Below are 19,644 nucleotides of genomic sequence, written 5' to 3' on the forward strand. Positions count from 1 at the left end.
GATGGCCCAAAAGCGCTGTTGACCTGCGGAATATCGATATTTTACTATATATCCAAAGTTAGGAGGTTCTTAAATGATCGCAGAACGCGCATTAAGAACACTTGAATTTTATAAAATTCGCGATGAAGTGGCACGTTACTGCACTTCGTCACTCGGAAAAGCACATGTAGATAATTTATTGCCATCTACTGATCTAAACAAAGTCAATCAGCTGTTAGAAGAAATGGATGAAGGCGCGCAAGTCTTGCGCGTCAAGAACAATGTGCCAATGGGCGGTATTTTTGATGTTCGACTTCATTCTAGAAGAGCGCAAATTGGTGGAAGCTTGAGCCCGATAGAATTAATGGAAGTATCATCGACGATTCGTGCAAGTCGTATTTTGCGTCAATTTTTTGAAACCATTCAAGAAGAAGGCGTCGTGCAGATTCCTCATTTCTTAAAGAAAAAAGAATCGATGCCAATTCTGACAGCACTAGAACACGCTATTAATATGTGTATTGATGATAACGGTGCTGTTTTAGACAGTGCAAGCACTGAATTGCGTTCGATTCGCCAACAACTACGAACACAAGAAAGTCGTGTTCGTGAGCGGTTGGAAAGTTTAGTTCGTGGCAAAAATGCTTCCAAAATGTTATCAGATTCGATTGTAACGATTCGAAATGACCGTTTTGTTATTCCAGTCAAACAAGAATACCGTAATCATTATGGCGGTATTGTTCACGATCAATCTTCTTCAGGTCAAACTTTGTTTATCGAACCAGATGCTGTCGTACAAGCGAATAACGAAGTTCGTCGTTTGAAGATGAAAGAAAAAGAAGAAATCGACCGAATTTTATTAATGCTGTCAGCGCAAGTTCAAGAAGTTGCTCATGAGCTTTTTGTATTGGTTGATGTACTTGGTGAAATTGATTTAATATTAGCAAAAGCAAAATATGGTGTAACTCATAAAGGCACAAAGCCCATAATGAATACAGAAGGTTATATTAAGTTGAAAAAAGCGCGTCACCCAATGATCTCTAAAGATGAAGTTGTGCCAAATGATATTGAGTTTGGACGAGAGATTACAGCAATCGTGATTACCGGTCCGAACACCGGAGGGAAAACCGTAACTTTAAAAACCGTAGGACTCGCAACATTAATGGCTCAGTCTGGTTTGCCAATTCCCGCACTTGACGGCTCTGAACTTGCAGTATTCGACCAAATTTTTGCGGATATTGGCGATGAACAATCGATTGAGCAAAGCTTGAGTACTTTCTCGTCGCATATGGTCAATATAGTTGATATTTTGACGAAGTTTGATGAAAACTCATTGGTTATTTTTGATGAGCTAGGAGCAGGTACTGACCCTCAAGAAGGAGCGGCTTTAGCGATTTCTCTACTAGATGAAGTTCATGGCAGAGGCGCACGTGTTATCGCAACAACACACTACCCTGAGCTTAAAGCATATGGTTACAACCGACCTGGTGTTGCAAATGCGAGTGTCGAGTTTGATGTGGAAACATTAAGTCCAACTTATCGTTTACTTATTGGAGTACCAGGCCGAAGCAATGCTTTTGAAATTTCAAAGCGTCTTGGATTGCCAGACCACATTATTAGTCATGCGAAAAGTTTTACAGGGACAGATAGCAAAGCAGTGGACTCCATGATTGCGTCTCTTGAAAAAAGTCGTCGTGAAGCTGAAGCAGATGCAGAAAGTACGTTGGAAGTACTAAAAGAATCTGAGCAATTGAAAAAAGAATTGACTCAGCAACTAGCAGAATACGAGCAGCAAAAAGAACGACTGGAAGAAAAAGCGAAAGAAAAAGCTCGAAAAATTGTGGAGCAAGCAAAAGCAGAAGCAGAAGCGGTTATTTCAGACTTACGTAAAATGCAACTAAACCAAGGATCAATGGTCAAAGAACATGAATTGATCAATGCAAAAAAACGCTTGGAAGAAGCAACGCCTCAAAACCGCATTTTGAAAAAAGCCGCAAAAGACAATGAAGTCAAGCCGTTAAAACCAAATGATGAAGTAAAAGTGATTTCATTTGGTCAAAAAGGCACATTGGTCGAAAAAGTTTCAAAAGATGAATGGATTGTTCAAATCGGTATTTTAAAAATGAAATTACCTGAATCTGACTTGTCTTATACAAAACCAGAAAAACAACAAACGCGCTCAATGACCACATTGAAAGATCGAGATAGTCATGTGAAAATGGAACTCGATTTACGCGGTGAACGATACGAAGATGCACTTGCGCGTGTTGAAAAATACCTGGATGATGCGTTATTATCAAATTACCACCAAGTATCAATCATTCACGGCAAAGGAACAGGTGCATTGCGCCAAGGGGTTCAGCAATATCTAAAAAAACATTCGCGTGTAAAGAGCTATCGCTTTGGTGAATCAGGTGAAGGTGGCTCTGGTGTGACTGTCGTTGAATTAAAGTAAGTTTTTGTAGAGGAGTATAAGAAATGACCGAATCAGGGTTTTGGACACATCCGCTGGTCGAATCGGCCGGCTATTTCAGTGTTGTAGTGTTGTGTTTAGTTGTCGCTATGGTCATTTTTGAAATTGTGACTAAATACAATAATTGGGAACAAATCAAAAAAGGAAATTTAGCTGTAGCTATGGCTACCGGTGGAAAAATTTTTGGTGTGACCAATATTTTTCGTTTTTCTATCGAACAGCATAATTCTCTATTCGAAATGGTTGCATGGGGACTATTCGGGTTTACTTTACTGATTTTCGCTTACGTATTGTTTGAATTTTTGACGCCAAAGTTTAAAGTAGATGAAGAAATCGAACAAGATAATCGATCAGTTGGGTTAATTTCAATGGTTATCTCTGTCGGATTATCGTATGTAATCGGAGCTAGTATTCAATAGGAGTTGGATGTTTTGGAAAACCTTATTAAAATCTTGTTTGTGTTTTGCGCGGTTTTTGTAATTGTAGGAATCATTTTTCTGTTCGTCTTTTGACGAAAAGGTCAGCTGTTGAGCTGACCTTTTTTTATATGATAAGAAATAGGAGAGATAAAATAATTTCTCCTAAGTTCATAAAAAAAAGTTTGAAAGCGTTATCATTCTTGTCTATACTAAAAGTAGGAATATTCGCACGATTCAATTAAAAATTAGGAGGTCAAAAGGATGACTGAGAAGCCATGGCTTGCACATTATCCGCCTGAAATACCCCATACGCTAACTTATCCAAAGATGCCCGTTCAACAATTTTTAACGAGTGCTTATGAAACGTATCCAAAAAAGACAGCGATTCACTTTATGGGGAAAGAACTTTCATACGAGGAACTTTACGAATCTTCTATGAAATTCGCAAATTATCTTCAAAAGCTAGGTATACAAAAAGGTGATAGAGTTTCTATCATGTTGCCAAACTGTCCGCAAGCTGTTATTAGTTTTTATGGTGTGTTATATGCAGGTGGAATTGTGGTAATGACCAATCCTCTTTATACAGAACGAGAAGTTGCCTACCAAATGAAGGATTCTGGAGCAAAAGCAATTATTGGACTAGACATTTTGTTTCCGAGAATTTCGAAAGTTATTAAAGAAACACAACTAGAAAATGTAATTATTACAGGGATCAAAGATTACCTGTCTTTCCCGAAAAATCTTGTTTATCCATTTATCCAGAAAAAACAATACGGCATGACAGTTAAAGTTGAACATAGAGGCATCAACCATTTGTTTACTGAAGTTATGAAAATCTCTCAGCCAACTGTTGTAGAAACACCGTTCGATTTTGAAGAAGATTTAGCATTACTGCAATATACAGGAGGCACAACAGGTTCTCCCAAAGGCGTCATGTTGACGCATAAAAACTTAATTTCCAATGCGACAATGTGTGATAGCTGGCTGTATAAATGCAAAAAAGGCGAAGAAACGATTATGGGAATTATTCCGTTATTCCATGTTTATGGCTTAACGACGGTTTTAATCCTATCTGTCATGCTTGGTGATAAAATGGTATTGTTACCAAAATTTGATCCAGAAACGGCTTTAAAGACAATCGATAAGCAAAAACCAACTCTTTTTCCAGGTGCACCAACTTTGTATATTGGATTAATGAACCATCCGGATATCGCTAAATACGACTTGTCTTCAATCGAAGCTTGCTTAAGTGGATCTGCGCCTCTGCCAGTAGAAGTACAAGAGAAATTTGAAGCGCTGACAGGCGGTAAATTAGTAGAAGGTTATGGATTGACTGAAACAGGGCCAGTAACACATTCCAACTTGGTTTGGGGAGAGCGAACAAAAGGATCAGTCGGTATGCCATACCCGGATACGAATTGTAAGATTTTCCAAACAGGTACAACAATTCCAATTCCAAATGGTGAGATTGGGGAAATCGCAATTCAAGGACCTCAAGTCATGAAGGGGTATTGGAACAAACCTGAAGAAACGGCTGCCACCATTGTTGATGGCTGGTTGTTAACAGGAGATCTTGGTTACATGGACGATGAAGGACATTTCTTTATTGTCGATCGCAAAAAAGATATGATTATTGCAGGTGGTTTTAATATTTACCCGCGAGAAATTGAAGAAGTACTATACGAACACGAGGCTATTCAAGAATGTGTAGTTGCGGGCATACCAGATCCGTATCGCGGAGAAACTGTAAAAGCGTATATTGTCTTGAAAGAAGGTTATACTGTAACTGAGGAAGAACTCAATGCGTATTGCCGAGAGCAACTGGCTTCTTTCAAAGTACCGCGTGTTTATGAATTCCGTAAAGAACTTCCGAAAACAGCAATCGGGAAAATCTTGCGTCGCTCGTTAGTAGACGAAGAAATTGCTAAACAAAAAGAATCTGTTCTTTCTTAAAAATTTCCATTAGCTAAAACTACGCAACTCAGTAAAACTTGACACTTTATAAAATAAACTATAATATAAAAATATGAATGAATCGCCATTCATATTTTTATATTTTTTTGGGTGGTGACATTATAGTGAGAAAAGACAAGCCGAAATACAAACAAATTATTGATGCTGCAGTTATTGTGATTGCCGAAAATGGCTATCATCAAGCGCAAGTTTCAAAAATAGCAAAACAAGCTGGCGTCGCCGATGGGACGATTTATTTGTATTTCAAAAACAAAGAAGATATTTTAATTTCTGTTTTTCAAGAAAAAATGGGTGTGTTCGTCAGTAAATTAGAACAAATCATTGCACGCGACTTGACGGCATCAAGCAAGTTAGGGCTTATGATTGAAAGTCATTTTGAACTGCTAGCTAGCGATATTCATTTAGCGATTGTAACGCAACTTGAATTGCGACAGTCAAATCCTGAACTTCGAACAAAGATCAATGACGTGTTGCGTGAGTATTTAAAATTGATGGATCAAATTCTTGTCAAAGGAATGGAAGATGGGGAATTTGATGCAAAAATGGATATTCGTTTAGCAAGACAGATGGTTTTTGGTACAATGGATGAGACCATTACAACCTGGGTCATGAATGATCATAAGTATGATTTAATCGAACTTGCACCAAAAGTTCAACGTTTGCTGCTAAAGGGTATGCAGGCTTAAAGAAAGGGGCTCATTAGATGGAATTTATCAGTTGGAAAAAAGAAGATGGCATAGCAATTGCGACGATTAATCGTCCACCGGCAAATGCGCTATCTCGTTCGCTTATTTTAGAAGTCAATGAATTGCTGAACCAAGTGGAAAATGACGAAGAAGTTCGTGTCATTGTTTTGCACGGAGAAGGCAGATTCTTTTCTGCAGGAGCTGACATTAAAGAATTTACGCAAGTATCTTCAGGCGAAGAATTCTCAAAGTTATCAGCGAGTGGTCAAGAAGTTTTCGAACGCGTTGAAACTTTTCATAAGCCTGTAATTGCAGCGATTCACGGAGCGGCTTTAGGTGGCGGTTTAGAATTGGCAATGAGTTGTCACATGCGATTTGTCACTGAAAATGCTAAACTAGGATTACCGGAACTTCAATTAGGTTTAATCCCCGGTTTTGCAGGAACACAGCGTTTGCCAAGATACGTAGGCGCAGCGAAAGCGGCTGAGATGTTGTTAACGAGCGATCCGATTTCTGGAACAGAAGCCGCGCATTATGGGTTGGCTAACCGCGTATTTGCAGAAGAAGAACTTCTTTCGGAAACGCTTTCAATCGCACGTAAGATCGCGAAAAAAAGTCCGGTTTCTGTAAAGGCAGCGATTCAAATGTTGCAATATGCAAAGCCCGCGTCGTATTATGAAGGCGTAAATGCTGAAGCTCAATCTTTTGGAACTGTTTTTGTTTCGGAAGATGCAAAAGAAGGAATCCAGGCATTTCTGGAAAAACGCGAAGCACAATTTAAAGGGAAATAATACTTGGGAGGTTTTCGTTCATGAACATTTATGTATTAGTAAAACGTACGTTTGACACAGAAGAAAAAATCGTAATTTCTGGTGGGCAAATCCAGGAAGACGGAGCAGAATTTATCATTAATCCTTACGATGAATACGCAATTGAAGAAGCTATCACAGTCCGCGATGCACATGGCGGCGAAGTAACAGTTATTACAATCGGTAATGAAGAAGCAGAAAAACAGCTTCGCACAGCACTTGCAATGGGTGCAGACAAAGCCGTATTGATTAATACTGAAGATGATGTTGAAGAAATGGACCAGTTTACTTCTGCATACATACTAGCTGAATATTTGAAAGACAAAGAAGCAGATTTGATTTTGGCTGGTAACGTTGCAATTGATGGTGGATCTGGACAAGTTGGACCGCGTGTGGCTGACTTGCTTGGGATCAACTACGTAACAACAATTACAAGCTTGAGCATCGAAGGCGAAACAGTTACCATCGTTCGCGACATCGAAGGAGATGCGGAAGAATTAGAAACATCGTTACCGCTTCTTGTAACAGCTCAACAAGGCTTAAACGAACCGCGCTATCCATCACTTCCAGGAATTATGAAAGCGAAGAAAAAACCGCTTGAAGAATTGGAATTGGATGATTTAGATATCGAAGAAGAAGACGTAGAAGCGAAAACAGAAACAATCGAAATCTACTTGCCAGAGAAAAAAGCAGCTGGTCGCATTCTTGAAGGTGATCTATCGAACCAAGTAACAGAACTTGTCGGCTTGCTACGCAATGAAGCAAAAGTAATTTAATTTAAAAAAGTGGAATTGTCTGTTTTGACTCTTACGGGCATAAAGTAGATCAGCAAAGCTGGGTTGCCTTATGACCCGAAGAGCTGGGCACTTCTCAATTAACTAAACATGAAGAAACATTCCATATATTTTTCACATCTACTTAGGGGGTAAACAGATTATGGCGAAGAAAGTATTAGTTTTAGGCGAAACGCGCGAAGGTGCTTTACGTAATGTTTCATTTGAAGCCATCGCGGCTGCTAAGAAAATCTCTGGCGGTGGTGAAGTAGTGGCTGTTTTGATCGGAGATACAGTGGCTGAATTTGGAGCTGAACTTGTGGCGTACGGTGCAGATCGTGTCATCACAGTTGAACATCCACATTTGAAATCGTATACATCTGATGGCTATGGTCAAGCATTTATGGCTGTTGTTGAACAAGAAAAACCTGAAGGTCTTGTTTTTGGCCATACGTCAGTTGGCAAAGACTTGGCACCCAAAATCGCTTCTAAATTACAAGCGGGCTTAATTTCAGATGTAACAGACATTGAAGGCGAAGGCGATGATGCTGTCTTTATCCGCCCAATCTTTTCTGGTAAAGCATTTGAGAAAGTAAAACTTAAAGGCGGACTTACTTTTATTACAGTTCGTTCAAACAATATTGCGCCACTTGAAAGAGAAGAACGTTCAGGTGATGTAAGTTCTTTATCTGTTGATATCACGAACTTACGTACCATCATTAAAAATGTTGTTCGCAAATCAACTGAAGGTGTCGATCTCTCAGAAGCGAAAGTGATCGTTGCTGGAGGCCGTGGTGTCAAAAGTACAGAAGGATTCGAACCATTACAAGAATTGGCGAACCTTCTCGGCGGAGCTGTAGGCGCATCACGTGGAGCGTGTGACGCAGATTATTGCGATTACTCACTCCAAATTGGGCAAACAGGTAAAGTGGTAACACCTGATCTTTATATCGCAGCTGGTATTTCTGGAGCCATTCAACATATGGCAGGTATGTCCAACTCGAAAGTCATCGTAGCGATCAACAAAGATCCAGAAGCAAACATCTTCAAAGTAGCAGATTACGGGATCGTTGGAGACTTGTTCGAAGTCATTCCAATGCTGACAGAAGAATTTAAAAAAATTATGTAATTTTTAAAACGGTTAATTGCTGAACTTAAACAGGTGGAGAGAAAAGAAAAAACTCTCTACCTGTTTTTGTGTATGAACTTTAATAGATATATACTAATTTTTTACTTGTGGTGCAAGTGACAAAGTGTAAAGAAGTAGTGCGCTGGTGTAAGCTTTATCAGAATAGCGAACAGTTTGTTGTCCATTTAATACGCGTATTTATGGGAGATCAGAAGAGTAGGCAAAAAAATAGCTAGTGTTTTTATCGCGTGATATACTTCGTATATAGTTTGGTTAATCATAAGGAGGAATTATTCATGGCAATCGTACACGGCACAGATCAGAACTTTTCAGAAGAAGTAGCAGAAGGACTCGTTTTAGTAGATTTTTGGGCAACTTGGTGTGGACCATGTAAAATGATCGCTCCAGTACTAGAAGAGTTAGATGCTGAAATGAGCGATAAAGTTAAAATTGTAAAAGTGGATGTAGACCAAAACCAGGAAACTGCTGGAAACTACGGCATTATGTCAATTCCAACATTGTTATTGTTGAAAGACGGAGAAACAGTTGATAAAGTAGTTGGTTTCCGACCAAAAGAAGCATTAGCTGAATTGGTTGAAAAACACGCATAATTCTTAACCGGGTCCAGTGATGGTGCCCGGTTTTTTAATAGGGTGAGATAAAATGGCAAATGAATTGATTCGACACAAATTGGCGATACTTCCTGATCAACCTGGCTGTTATCTGATGAAAGATCGGCAAAATACTATTATTTATGTCGGCAAGGCAAAAGTGTTAAAAAATCGTGTACGCTCTTATTTCACGGGTAGTCACGATACAAAAACACAACGATTGGTCAATGAGATCGAAGATTTTGAGTATATTATTACTTCTTCAGATAAAGAAGCATTGATTCTTGAATTGAATTTGATCAAGAAGTACGATCCTAAATACAATATTATGTTAAAAGACGATAAAACCTATCCTTACTTAAAAATTACAGGAGAGCGTCATCCAAAGCTAATCACCACAAGACAAGTAAAAAAAGATAAAGGCAAATATTTTGGACCTTATCCAAATGCTTACGCAGCAGCAGAAACAAAAAAACTACTCGACCGTTTGTACCCACTGCGGAAATGTCATACGATGCCTGACCGAGTATGTCTGTATTATCATTTAGGTCAATGTTTAGCACCGTGTGTTAAACCGGTTGAAAAAGAAACCTATCAAGAAATGATCGATGGCATTACGAAGTTTCTAAATGGTGGATTTCGTGAAGTAAAAGTACAGTTGGTTGAAAAAATGTCAGAAGCGGCTGAAAAACTGGAATTTGAACGCGCAAAAGAATATCGTGACCAAATTAATATGATTGAAACTGTCATGGAAAAACAAAAAATGGCGATGAACGATTTTACCAATCGCGATGTTTTTGCTTATGCTGTGGACAAAGGCTGGATGTGCGTGCAAGTCTTTTTTGTCAGACAAGGCAAATTGATAGAGCGAGACGTATCGCTGTTTCCACTTTATCGTGATCCAGAAGAAGAGTTTTTGACTTATCTCGGTCAGTTTTATGAAAAAGCCAATCACGTCAAACCGAGTGAAATTCTAATTCCTGAAGCAGATGATCCTGAAATGTTAAAAGAATGGCTTGGCATTCGCGTACTCGTTCCGCAACGCGGTAAGAAAAAAGAATTAGTGGCTCTTGCCAAGAAAAATGCGGAAGTAGCCATTAAAGAAAAATTCCAATTGTTAGAACGACAAGAAGAACGAACCATTGGTGCTTGTGTGGATTTAGGAGAGGCGATGAACATCGAAACGCCTTTGCGAATTGAAGCATTTGATAACTCGCATATTCAAGGTGCAGATGCAGTTTCTGCGATGATTACGTTTATTGACGGGAAACCGTCTAAAAAAGATTACCGCAAATACAAAACACGCAATGCGTCAAAGCCCGATGATTATGCGGCGATGCGAGAAGTGATTCGTCGCCGGTATTCACGCGTATTAAAAGATGGATTGCCATTGCCTGATTTGATCGTCATCGATGGTGGAAAAGGACAAATGGAATCAGCACGTGAAATTTTAGAAGATGAGCTCGGCTTATCGATTCCAATTGCAGGTCTTGCAAAAGACGCGAAGCACCAAACTTCCCAGTTACTGTACGGTTCACCAATTGAAATTGTGCCACTTAAACGAACGAGTGAAGCGTTTTATTTATTGCAGCGCATTCAAGACGAAGTCCATCGTTTTGTAATTACGTTTCATCGACAGTTACGTGGCAAAAACTCTATTCAATCAGCACTTGATGGTTTAGAAGGAGTGGGTCCAAAACGAAAACAGCAATTGCTGAAACATTTTGGATCAGTTAAAAAAATCAAAGAAGCATCCGTAGAAGAAATGAAAGAAGCAGGAATGCCTGAAGCAATTGCGCAATCGATCGAAAAGCACTTTGCTGAAGAGACGTTGCCAAGCGAATCGTAACATGGTAATGTAAGTAACTAATTAGATCACTTGGAAAAGTGATGATAGAGGCGCGAACATCAATAGTAAGCATTCGGAGATTTGCAGAATCTGTGATGAATGGTGAAAGGGATGATCGCCGAAGTGTGCGTATTTACTGCTGTTGCGTATGCTGGTTCTGCATTTAACAAATGCAGAGCTGTCAGAGTCAATCTCTGGAGGGCTATCTCACATGGGCGTTTTTCGTACATGATGAAAGAGGTAGTTTACCGCGATTGCGGTAAGCTGCCTTTTTTTGTGTTAGCGAAAGTACTAACCAATTTGAGAGCCACACACTGAATACAGGAGTGGATAGAATGAAAACAATCGTTATGAAATTTGGCGGAACATCCGTCGCAACTCCTGAAAAAATTATAGAAGTTGCGAAAAGAGCAATCCGTGAAAAAGAGCAAGGCAAGCGTGTAATCATTGTCGTATCTGCAATGGGCAAAACAACGGACACATTGCTTGGACTTGCAGCAGCCATCTCACAAGAGCCCTCTAAACGTGAAATGGATATGTTGCTCGCTACAGGTGAACAAGTCACAATTTCTTTACTAGCCATGGCTTTTAAAAAGCTAGGATACAAAGCGTTGTCTTTTACTGGCTGGCAAGCAGGAATTGCAACAGAGTCAGTGCCACGCAATGCGCGGATTGAACATATTCACACAGAACGTCTTGAACGTGTGTTAGAAAAAGGGTATTTTTGTGTTGTGGCTGGATTTCAAGGTGTTGATAAAATGGGTAACATTACAACACTAGGTAGAGGAGGATCCGATACAACAGCTGTCGCACTTGCAGCAGCATTAAATGCAGAAAAATGTGAAATATATACAGATGTCAACGGCGTTTACACAGCTGATCCGAGATGTGTGACCGGTGCACGGAAACTACAACAAATTTCTTATGACGAAATGTTAGAGCTCGCGAACTTAGGAGCAGGTGTTTTACATCCAAGAGCTGTTGAATTTGCTAAAAACAATAAAGTACCGTTATCGGTCAGAGCCAGTTATTCTGACGAGCCTGGCACAATCATACAAGAGGTGATCACTGTGGAGAAAAACTTAATCGTCCGTGGCATAGCATTTGAATCCGGAGTTGCACGAGTGACCGTTACATATAAAAAGCCTTTTAACGGATCATTGGCCAATATATTCAATACACTTGCTGAAAACCAAATTGATGTAGACATTATTGTTCAAAGTATTAGCGACGAATTTCCACCATCTGTTTCTTTTTCAATAAGCCAAGACAAGTTAAAAGAAACTCGAAGCGCATTAACAGAGGTACATGAAAAAATGGGTTTTTTATCAATCAATATAGAAGAGAATTTGGCGAAGGTATCAATTGTTGGTTCCGGAATGGTATCCAATCCAGGAGTTGCCGCGCGGATGTTCGATAGTTTAAGAGGGGAAGAAATCCCGGTTAAAATGGTCAGTACGTCTGAAATTAAAATTTCAGTTGTTGTGCCCCAGTCGAATATGGAACAAGCTGCAAATGCTTTGCATAAAGTATACGATTTAGCTGAAGTCCAGTTTTCTAAAGAAATAGTCGTTTCTGCCACAGACTGATGGATAATTTAGAGGATCGTGACAAGATTCACAAAACGTTCAAATTCTCATTCGTAAAAGAATAGTAATGCTTGTGTGTATGCTCTACACGCAATAGCAACCAAAAAGCGATTCTCAATTAGAGAATCGCTTTTTGGCGAATTCTATTAAAACGGTTACATTTTAACGCGTTTAAAGATTGATTTTGCATTTTACTTCCTTTGGAAAGATAGTAACTATCTGTTTTAAAAAGTTGAGTTGCCTTGACGCTCTTAAAGGGTGGGAGTACAATAAATATGTCATATTATTGTATCATGATGGTGTGCGGCTTCATGTGCATTCGGAATTTTTCGCTTGCTTTGATGCTGCCAAACAATGTTTGAGGGGGGTAAAATTTTGGATAACAATCGTGAATTTTTAATGCGCAGGCTGCACTCATTGTTAGGAATTATTCCTATCGGCTTATTCTTAACGCAGCACTTAATCGTTAACCATTTTGCAACACAGGGTGAAGAAGCGTTTAACAAGGCATCTTATTTTTTGGCAAATCTTCCATTCGTTATTTTCCTGGAGATCTTCGTTATTTACCTGCCGATCATGTATCACGCTTTCTATGGTCTATACATAGCGTTTACTGCGAAGAACAATCCTGGACATTATAGCTACTTGCGTAATATTTTATTTGTCGCACAACGCTATACAGGGGTCTTCCTAGTAGTCTTTATCGCTTGGCACGTCTTTGAAACAAGATTCCAAGTCGCGATCGGAGCAGCTGCTGAAGCTGATTTTAACATGATGGCCAACATCTTAGATAATCCGTGGATGATGGCATTTTACATCGCCGGTGTTTTAACAGCAACGTTCCACTTAGCAAACGGACTTTGGTCTTTCCTAGTTACGTGGGGAATTACACAATCCGCATCAGCACAGCGATATACAACTTATTTCACGCTTCTAGTATTTGTTGTATTATCAATCATTGGTATCAGAGCATTGTTTGCATTCGTTTAAGAATGTTTCAATTATTGGTGAACTAAAAGAGGAGTGAACACTAACATGGCGAAGGGCAAAATTACGATCGTCGGTGGCGGACTTGCTGGCTTAATGGCATCAATTAAAGTAGCAGAAGCAGGCGCACCGGTCGATTTATTTTCAATCGTTCCCGTTAAACGGTCCCACTCAGTATGTGCTCAAGGCGGGATTAATGGAGCGGTAAATACAAAAGGTGAAGGGGATTCTACGGATATCCACTTTGATGACACGGTGTATGGTGGCGACTTCTTAGCAAATCAACGCCCTGTAAAAGCAATGGCAGAGGCAGCACCTGGAATTATACGTATGTTCGATCGGATGGGCGTTATGTTTAACCGTACGCCGGAAGGTCTTTTAGATTTCCGACGCTTTGGTGGAACTATGTACCACAGAACAGCGTTTGCTGGTGCAACAACTGGCCAACAATTATTGTATGCATTAGATGAGCAAGTTCGTCGTCACGAAGTGGCCGGACTGATCACGAAATACGAAGGTTGGGAATTCCTTGGTCTTGTTCTTGACGAACAAGGTGTCGGTAAAGGGATCACAGCTCAAAATATGACGACAATGGAAATTAAATCGTTCCGCGCAGATGCTATTATCATGGCAACTGGTGGACCAGGGATTATTTTCGGGAAATCGACGAATTCTGTTATTAATACAGGTTCAGCGGCTTCGATCGTTTATCAACAAGGTGCATACTATGCGAACGGTGAGTTTATTCAAATTCACCCAACGGCAATTCCAGGAGACGATAAACTGCGCTTAATGTCAGAATCGGCTCGTGGAGAAGGCGGACGTATTTGGACATACAAAGACGGCAAGCCTTGGTATTTCCTTGAAGAAAAGTATCCGGCTTTCGGAAATTTAGTTCCGCGTGATATTGCAACACGTGAAATTTTTGACGTATGTGTTAACCAAAAACTCGGCATTAATGGCGAGAATATGGTGTACTTGGATCTTTCTCACAAAGACCCGAAAGAACTGGATATTAAATTAGGTGGAATCATCGAAATCTATGAGAAATTCACAGGCGATGACCCACGTAAAGTACCAATGAAAATTTTCCCTGCTGTTCATTATTCAATGGGCGGACTATGGGTGGATGATCATCAAATGACGAGCATTCCTGGTGTCTTAGCAGCAGGAGAATGTGATTACTCTCAGCACGGTGGAAACCGTTTGGGCGCAAACTCATTGCTTTCAGCTATATATGGTGGTATGGTCGCAGGACCAAATGCGCTTGAATATATCAACGGTCTCGAAGTGTTGGCAGAAGATCTTCCATCAACTATTTTCGAACAGTATGAAGCAGAAGAAAAACGCAAATGGGAAGAAATTTTAGCATTAGACGGTACAGAAAACGCATATGTTCTTCATAAAGAACTTGGCGAGTGGATGACAGATAACGTAACAGTAGTTCGCTATAACGATCGTTTAGAAAAGACGGATTTAAAAATCCAAGAACTTCTTGAGCGGTTTAATCACATTAGCATTACGGATACACAGCTTTGGAGTAACCAAGGTGCGATGTTCACACGTCAATTGCGCAATATGCTTCATTTGGCTCGAGCAATCACAATCGGCGCGCTTAACCGCAACGAGAGCCGCGGAGCTCATTACAAACCGGATTTCCCGGAACGTAATGACGAGGAATACTTGAAAACGACTATGGCTAAATTTAATGGCTTAGAGGCACCTATCTTCCATTATGAAGAAGTCGATACAGCGTTAATTCCACCGCGTAAACGTGATTATTCAGCAAAAGCATAATTATGAAGGGAGCTAATTTACATGGGTGAAGCAGCAAAAACAGTCATATTTGAAATCGAACGCAGAAACTCTACGGATGAAGATTCGTATTGGGAAAAGTTCGAATTGCCATATAAGATGAACATGAATGTCATTTCGGCATTGATGGAAATTCGTCGTAACCCTGTCAATATGGAAGGGAAAAAAACCACTCCTGTAACTTGGGACATGAACTGTCTAGAAGAAGTTTGTGGCGCATGTTCAATGGTCATCAACGGCAAAGCACGTCAATCATGTACGGCGCTAGTTGATCAGTTAGAACAGCCAATCCGTCTTCAACCGATGAAAACATTCCCTGTTGTTCGTGATTTAATCATTGACCGCAGTCGTATGTTCGACTCGTTGAAGAAAGTTAAAGCGTGGGTGCCAATCGATGGTACGCATGACCTTGGAGATGGACCACGTATGCCTGAACGTAAACGCCAATGGGCTTACGAACTATCTAAATGTATGACGTGCGGTGTATGTCTTGAAGCATGTCCGAACGTCAACGACAAATCTGACTTTATCGGGGCTGCGCCACTTTCTCAAGTTCGTTTAATGAACGCACATCCAACAGGTGCTATGAACCGTGATGCTCGTTTGAACGCTCTTATGGGCGAAGGTGGATTAGCAAGCTGTGGAAATTCTCAAAACTGTGTAGAATCTTGTCCAAAAGGAATTCCGTTGACCACGTCAATCGCAGCATTAAATCGCGATACGACTGTTCAAATGTTCCGTAACTTCTTCGGAAGTGACAGAATGGTTGACTAGTAGTTTGATAAAACCCCGCTGCTGCGGGGTTTTTATTTTTGCCTACAATTAAAACGTCTGCTCTTTCTTAAAGATTTTGATATACTAGTAAAATGAAAAAGATAAATAAGTACAGACAATGTAAATAGAACACAAAAACAAAGAACTTTTTGCAAAGCAAGAGTTGTTAGTTCCATCAAAAGTCGAGTAAGGAGAGGTACATATGAAAGCAAGTTATATTGAAGACTTTCAAAAGTGGAAACAAGAGTTCTTTTTTTCCGCGCCGGTTCAAGTGCGTTTTTCTGAAACGGATATGTTTGGTCACGTTAATAACACCGTACCTATTGCTTATTTTGAATTTGCGCGAATTGAATTTATGAAAAGCATGGGCTTGATGCAGCGGTGGCTTGAAGCAGGCAATGAGTTGTTTCCAGTTGTCGCAGATATGCAAGTAGACTTTGTGCAGCAAGTGTTTTTTGATGAAAAGTTAGAGGTGTATGTGAAAGTTGCGCGTGTTGGCACAAGCTCGGCGGATATTCATTACTGGACAGTGAATGAAAAAAAAGAAACCTGCTTTACAGGGCGAGGCGTAATTGTCCAAATTTCAAAACAAACCGGAAAAGGCCATCCTTGGTCTAAAGAAGAAATCGACATGCTTCGCACAACGCATCTAGTAGCCGTTAAAGAGTAACGGGCTCTTGCCAGATGTATAAAAAACCTTCACTATAGAACTAACATAGAGTTTCTGAGGAGTGATGACGAGTAATGAATGAAGACAAACAAGAAACAATCCATGAATTAGAACGCATCGCATTTATGGAAAAAGAACTGCGTTACATTGCTGGAATCATTAAGCAAAAAGGTCGAGAAATTTTAAGTTCTTATACCATTACACCACCTCAATTTATTGCGCTGCAATGGTTGTTTGAGCACGGGGATATGACAATTGGCGATTTATCGAATAAAATGTACTTAGCTTTTAGTACAACAACGGACTTAGTAGACCGTATGGAAAAAAATGAGCTGGTTGTTCGAATTCGTGAAGAACAAGATCGTCGCGTTGTTCGGATAAAATTGTTAAAAGAAGGCGAACGCGTCATTGAAGAAGTGATTCAAAAACGTCAAGAATACTTGCAAACTGTATTAGCAGACTTTACAAAAGATGAAGCGGGAAATTTTGCTGCGCTACTTGAAAAATTACACACAAACATGAAATAGGATAGAGGCGATGACGTTGAATGCGCCAATCGGAGTAATTGATTCGGGAGTCGGTGGACTTACCGTCGCAAAAGAAATAATGAGGCTCTTGCCAAATGAGCAAATTTACTATATCGGTGATAACGCGAGATGTCCATATGGTCCGCGTCCACTTGCCGAAGTCCGTTCTTACACATGGCAAATGGCCAATGCATTAATGAAAAAAAATATAAAAATGTTAGTCATTGCTTGCAACACAGCAACAGCTGCAGCTCTGCACTCACTTCAAAAAAACTTGCCGATTCCGGTAATTGGCGTTATTTTTCCTGGAGCACGTGCGGCTATTAAAACGTCAGCGACTAAAAAAATTGCCGTTTTAGGTACGCATGGAACGGTGCAAAGTGGAGCTTATGAAAAAGCGATTTTGTCGTTAGTGTCTTCTGCACAAGTTGTACAGCTTGCTTGCCCACGCTTTGTGCCTTTGGTTGAAAGTGACGAGTACGAAGGAGAGTTTGCTCATCGAATTGTCCATGACACATTAACGTCTATTGCTTATGAGGAATTTGATACTGCGATATTAGGTTGTACACATTACCCGTTGCTCCAAGGATTTATTGAAGAAGTTCTTGGTGATACAGTTCATGTTCTATCCTCAGCCGAGGAAACGGCTAAAGATGTCGAGCGTTTTTTAGTGTATAGAAGCCAATTAGCAACATGGAGCCAACGACCAGTCCACCGCTTTTATACATCGGGATCTACACAGATTTTCGGCTCAATTATTCAGAAGTGGTTAAGGATAGATGAACCGATTATTCATAGCATTCGATTTCCAAAAACCTGACGGCGTATGCTGTTGGGTTTTTGTTGTTACTTGCGAAATATGGTAAGCTATTTGAGCATATACAAGGAGGATTTTTATGACACGCATCGATAATAGACAAACAAACGAGCTGCGTCCTGTATCAGTGGACGTTGATTATTTGATTCATCCAGAAGGTTCGGTATTAATTACGGTAGGACAAACGAAAGTGATCTGTACGGCAACGATTGAAGACAAAGTGCCAGGGTTTTTACGTGGACAAGGTAAAGGCTGGATCACAGCAGAGTATTCCATGTTGCCACGTGCGACGAATAGCCGAAATCGCCGCGAAGCATCAGCGGGGAAAATCGGTGGACGAACAATGGAAATACAACGGTTGATCGGACGCGCATTACGTGCTGTGGTTGATCTTGAGAAGCTTGGAGAGCGAACGCTATGGATCGACTGCGACGTCATACAAGCAGACGGTGGAACGCGTACAGCGTCGATTACAGGCGCATTTATTGCGATGACCATGGCTATTGGCAAGCTAGAGCTTCCAGTATTTCCGGTAACCGATTTTCTTGCAGCAACAAGTGTAGGAGTTACTGAAGAAAACGGATCAATTTTAGATTTGAATTATGTGGAAGATTCAAGTGCTGAAGTCGATATGAACTTAGTGATGACAGGTGCTGGTCATTTTGTAGAGTTACAAGGAACGGGTGAAGAATCTACGTTCACACGCGTTCAGTTAAACGAATTGCTAGACCTTGGAGAAATGGGAATTAGTCAGTTGATTGACATGCAACGAGATGCGTTAGGCGAGTTAGCTGCGCGTATTGGTGAGAAAGGGTCTGCGGAATGATGAAAAAAATAGTAATCGCAACACAAAACAAAGGCAAAGCAAAAGATTTTGAAGCTCTCTTGTCGCCGCTTGGCTATGAGGTGTTGACTTTGCTAGATGTAGCTCAAGATATGGACGTAGAAGAAACGGGTATAACGTTTGAAGAAAACGCTATTTTAAAAGCAGAAGCAGTTTCAAAAGCACTAAACATTCCGGTTATTTCAGACGATAGCGGCTTGGAAATTGATGCATTAAACGGAGAACCCGGAGTTTACTCAGCGCGTTATGCAGGTGGAGCTAAAAGTGACGACGCCAACATCGCTAAAGTACTCGACAAACTTGCTGGCGTGCCAGAAAACAAACGCACAGCACGTTTTCGCTGTGTACTAGCAGTTGCAAATCCAGGACAACCAACTGAAACTTTCTCAGGCTCTTGCGAAGGAATGATACTCGAAGCACGTAAAGGCGAACATGGATTTGGGTACGATCCGATATTCTTTATTCCTGCGCTAAACAAAGCAATGGCTGAACTAGTGCCTAGCGAAAAAGCAGCAATTTCACACCGAGGAAATGCTTTACGTGAATTAAAACAGAGCATGCCAACATGGCTAGACGAACAAAAATAAATCGCGTTGTTTAATTTTAATGTTTTTTTAAAATAGCATTGACTTTTCTTTAAATCATTTCTATAATTAAAATTGTCTTTCAAAAGAAAAGCAAAGTCGCCCGCATTTGCAGGTGCCACCGTCTGGACTTTAAGAAAGCTTTCGTCTCAGTAGCTCAGCTGGATAGAGCAACGCCCTTCTAAGGCGTCGGTCGGGGGTTCGAATCCCTCCTGGGACATTATAGGAATGTACATAATCCCCAAAAAACTCCTTGCCGTTCATTGAACAGCATGGAGTTTTTTGTTTTCTGTTTAATTGTAATTCTGCTATTAGATGTATTGAAGAGATTTGATCAT

General features: G+C 40.3%; 18 protein-coding genes, 1 tRNA gene and 1 riboswitch. All 19 genes read left to right on the forward strand.

Features of this window, described 5'->3' with window-relative positions; genetic code table 11:
- The first annotated feature begins 73 nt into the window (after positions 1 to 73).
- Entirely contained in the window at positions 74 to 2,431 is a 2,358-nt protein-coding gene (locus tag I858_RS06695) for an endonuclease MutS2 (RefSeq protein WP_065524262.1), read from the forward strand.
- Positions 2,432 to 2,454: 23 nt separating this feature from the next.
- Positions 2,455 to 2,868 carry a DUF350 domain-containing protein gene (locus I858_RS06700; RefSeq protein WP_065524261.1) on the forward strand — a complete coding sequence of 138 codons (414 nt, stop codon included), beginning with the start codon at positions 2,455 to 2,457 and terminating at the stop codon, positions 2,866 to 2,868.
- Positions 2,869 to 3,129: 261 nt separating this feature from the next.
- Positions 3,130 to 4,821 (forward strand): AMP-binding protein, encoded by a 1,692-nt coding sequence (locus tag I858_RS06705; protein ID WP_065524260.1) that lies wholly within the window; start codon positions 3,130 to 3,132, stop codon positions 4,819 to 4,821.
- 125 nt (positions 4,822 to 4,946) lie between these two features.
- Positions 4,947 to 5,528 (forward strand): fatty acid metabolism transcriptional regulator FadR, encoded by a 582-nt coding sequence (locus tag I858_RS06710; RefSeq protein WP_065524259.1) that lies wholly within the window; start codon positions 4,947 to 4,949, stop codon positions 5,526 to 5,528.
- Between the two features lie 17 nt (positions 5,529 to 5,545).
- Positions 5,546 to 6,319, forward strand: coding sequence for an enoyl-CoA hydratase (locus I858_RS06715; RefSeq protein WP_065524258.1), 774 nt, complete (start codon positions 5,546 to 5,548; stop codon positions 6,317 to 6,319).
- A 20-nt stretch (positions 6,320 to 6,339) separates the two neighbouring features.
- Positions 6,340 to 7,113, forward strand: a complete 774-nt coding sequence (locus I858_RS06720) for an electron transfer flavoprotein subunit beta/FixA family protein (protein ID WP_065524257.1) — start codon at positions 6,340 to 6,342, stop codon at positions 7,111 to 7,113.
- 160 nt (positions 7,114 to 7,273) lie between these two features.
- Positions 7,274 to 8,239 carry an electron transfer flavoprotein subunit alpha/FixB family protein gene (locus I858_RS06725; protein WP_065524256.1) on the forward strand — a complete coding sequence of 322 codons (966 nt, stop codon included), beginning with the start codon at positions 7,274 to 7,276 and terminating at the stop codon, positions 8,237 to 8,239.
- Positions 8,240 to 8,535: 296 nt separating this feature from the next.
- Positions 8,536 to 8,850, forward strand: a complete 315-nt coding sequence (trxA, locus tag I858_RS06730) for a thioredoxin (protein WP_065524255.1) — start codon at positions 8,536 to 8,538, stop codon at positions 8,848 to 8,850.
- Positions 8,851 to 8,902: 52 nt separating this feature from the next.
- On the forward strand, positions 8,903 to 10,699 hold the full coding sequence (uvrC, locus tag I858_RS06735) for an excinuclease ABC subunit UvrC (protein ID WP_065524254.1): 1,797 nt from the start codon (positions 8,903 to 8,905) through the stop codon (positions 10,697 to 10,699).
- Positions 10,700 to 10,736: 37 nt separating this feature from the next.
- A riboswitch (Lysine riboswitch) is annotated at positions 10,737 to 10,912 on the forward strand.
- A 122-nt stretch (positions 10,913 to 11,034) separates the two neighbouring features.
- Entirely contained in the window at positions 11,035 to 12,288 is a 1,254-nt protein-coding gene (locus I858_RS06740; RefSeq protein ID WP_065524253.1) for an aspartate kinase, read from the forward strand.
- A gap of 375 nt (positions 12,289 to 12,663) precedes the next feature.
- Positions 12,664 to 13,278, forward strand: coding sequence for a succinate dehydrogenase cytochrome b558 subunit (locus I858_RS06745; protein WP_083553668.1), 615 nt, complete (start codon positions 12,664 to 12,666; stop codon positions 13,276 to 13,278).
- Between the two features lie 45 nt (positions 13,279 to 13,323).
- A complete protein-coding gene (sdhA, locus tag I858_RS06750; RefSeq protein ID WP_065524251.1) occupies positions 13,324 to 15,072 on the forward strand; it encodes a succinate dehydrogenase flavoprotein subunit in 1,749 nt (582 codons plus the stop codon).
- 21 nt (positions 15,073 to 15,093) lie between these two features.
- Positions 15,094 to 15,864, forward strand: a complete 771-nt coding sequence (gene sdhB, locus I858_RS06755) for a succinate dehydrogenase iron-sulfur subunit (protein WP_065524250.1) — start codon at positions 15,094 to 15,096, stop codon at positions 15,862 to 15,864.
- A gap of 202 nt (positions 15,865 to 16,066) precedes the next feature.
- Positions 16,067 to 16,534, forward strand: coding sequence for an acyl-CoA thioesterase (locus tag I858_RS06760; protein ID WP_065524249.1), 468 nt, complete (start codon positions 16,067 to 16,069; stop codon positions 16,532 to 16,534).
- Between the two features lie 74 nt (positions 16,535 to 16,608).
- On the forward strand, positions 16,609 to 17,061 hold the full coding sequence (locus tag I858_RS06765) for a MarR family winged helix-turn-helix transcriptional regulator (protein WP_065524248.1): 453 nt from the start codon (positions 16,609 to 16,611) through the stop codon (positions 17,059 to 17,061).
- 16 nt (positions 17,062 to 17,077) lie between these two features.
- Complete coding sequence (gene racE, locus I858_RS06770) at positions 17,078 to 17,881, forward strand: glutamate racemase (RefSeq protein ID WP_065524888.1); 804 nt, start codon at positions 17,078 to 17,080, stop codon at positions 17,879 to 17,881.
- Positions 17,882 to 17,957: 76 nt separating this feature from the next.
- Complete coding sequence (rph, locus tag I858_RS06775) at positions 17,958 to 18,704, forward strand: ribonuclease PH (RefSeq protein ID WP_065524247.1); 747 nt, start codon at positions 17,958 to 17,960, stop codon at positions 18,702 to 18,704.
- Complete coding sequence (locus I858_RS06780) at positions 18,704 to 19,309, forward strand: XTP/dITP diphosphatase (RefSeq protein WP_065524887.1); 606 nt, start codon at positions 18,704 to 18,706, stop codon at positions 19,307 to 19,309. The genes rph and I858_RS06780 overlap by 1 nt, the downstream gene beginning before the upstream one ends.
- 143 nt (positions 19,310 to 19,452) lie before the next feature.
- Positions 19,453 to 19,526: transfer RNA gene (locus tag I858_RS06785), tRNA-Arg, on the forward strand.
- Positions 19,527 to 19,644 lie beyond the last annotated feature (118 nt).

Origin of the sequence: Planococcus versutus, assembly GCF_001186155.3 — a bacterium.
GTDB classification, from domain to species: Bacteria; Bacillota; Bacilli; order Bacillales_A; family Planococcaceae; genus Planococcus; species Planococcus versutus.